Annotated in this window: 3 protein-coding genes; all 3 read right to left on the minus strand. The window is 72.8% G+C overall.

Annotation, left to right across the window (positions count from 1 at the left end; translation table 11 throughout):
- Positions 1–261 (minus strand): hypothetical protein (locus tag AC31A1_RS51065; protein WP_489659858.1); only part of this gene is annotated, 261 nt, incomplete at its 3' end.
- Entirely contained in the window at positions 258–788 is a 531-nt protein-coding gene (locus AC31A1_RS51070; RefSeq protein WP_489659859.1) for a hypothetical protein, read from the minus strand. The genes AC31A1_RS51070 and AC31A1_RS51065, both read right to left, overlap by 4 nt.
- Positions 727–1672, minus strand: a 946-nt coding sequence (locus tag AC31A1_RS51075; RefSeq protein WP_489659860.1) for a hypothetical protein, incomplete at its 5' end; no start/stop codon positions are given. The genes AC31A1_RS51075 and AC31A1_RS51070, both read right to left, overlap by 62 nt.

Raw genomic sequence — 1672 nt, forward strand, 5'->3', positions numbered from 1 at the left:
GGAGTCCGGGGCGGGGCGCAGGCCGGGGCCGAGGTCGACGGTGTAGCGGGCGGCGGTGAGCATCTCGGCCGCCCAGGCGGCGTGTTCGTTCTCCCACCGGCGGCCCAGGTCGAACGGCAAGCGGATCCACACGCCGCGCAGCATGGGATAGGTGTCGAATCCGGCACGGGCCAGGACGCTCGCGGCGAAGGCGTCAACCGGACCGTCGACTTCAACCTCGCCGCCCAGGCCGCGGGTGATGCGGATTGCTGCCTCGCTCATCGGCCCCGCCCTCCTCCGGCTGCCCGGGCTCGGCCGCCCCCGGGCACGGCGGCGGTCTGCGGCATGACCTCGGGGAGGGGCGTGGCCGGGGCGGCAGGGTTCAGCGGGGAGCTGGTGGCCGCGGCCTGCGCGATACGGGCGCGGTGCTCCAACAGGCCGTTGTTCACGCCTGGTTGGGGCGGGCCCGGCGTCCGGGCAGGGGTGAGGGCAGCGGCAGTGTGCACCCGGTAGCCGAGGCGGCGCAGATCCTGCGCGGCCTGGCGGGCACGGCGCAGGCCGTCGTGGTGCGGATGGGTGAGCCGGTAGCGGCCCGAGGCACCGGGGATGGGCTCGAACTGCTCGCGGGTGAGGAGCCAGTCGGCCAGGTGGCCGGGGACCTGAGGGTCGGCTTCGGCGACGTAGCCGTGCTCGGGATGGGAAGTGAAGCGGAAGTGTTCGGACAGAGACGAATCCTTATCGGTACGTTCAGCGGTGCGCCGAGGCGGCCGACGGCGTGGGCGGCGGCGCTGGGCGGGCGGCGAGCACATGCGGACTGGCCGCGGACAGGACTGCCGGGCCGCCTGGTACGGCAGCGCGGGCCTGACGCTCGAACGTTCCGCCGTCGGCGAGCCACGTCTCGATCGCGGGCAGGACGGCGAGGCCGAGCCGGCCCCGGACCCGGCTCCATTCGTGGGCCGGCAGCGTCCGGGGGATCGCGTACAGGTCGCGCCGTGTGTCGTTCCACTCGTTCCAGGCGTCCTGGCTGTGGGCGAGTGCTTCGCGCAGGCGGGTCAGCGTGGCGGCGTCCTGGGGCCAGGGGGTGGCCGTGGGACGGCACCGGGCCAGCAGGAGAGGTGCATGGTCGAGAACATCGGTGAAGGAGAGCCAGGCCCAGTCGGCGAAGTCCCGTTCCATTCCGGCGATCAGGCGGGAGTCGCCGAGCGGGACGCCGTCGCTGTACCGGCCCGAGTCCTTGACCGCCTGGAGGGCCTGGTGTTCTTCCCGGATACGTTCCAGCGATCTCAGGACGGTGTTCACATCCCGGTGGTGCAGGGCGCGCTGGTAGGCGGGCAGGAACGTATGGGTGACGGCGTGCGCGGCCAGGTGGGGATCGGCGGGCAGCACGATGCTGGGCGGCGTGGTGGGGTCATCGTGCGGGTCCTCCTTCTCGTGCTCGGTGAGCGCTCCAAGGAGGTAGCCGCTGCGGTGACCGGGGCGCTCGATCAGCAGCAGCTCGGTACCGGTGTCGTTCTTCAGCACGGACGCGAACGGGACGCGGTGCTCCACGAGGGCGCGGTAGAGGTCGCCGGCCTCCCACAGTGCAGGCCAGAGGTCTTCCTGCCACAGCGGGTGGCTGTAGATCTCCAGTCGGGCGCTCCACGCGCCGGGGAGGCAGGCCGCGATCTCGGTGCCGATGTCGCCGAGGTAGGGC

Source organism: Streptomyces sp. P5F9 (assembly GCF_057961495.1).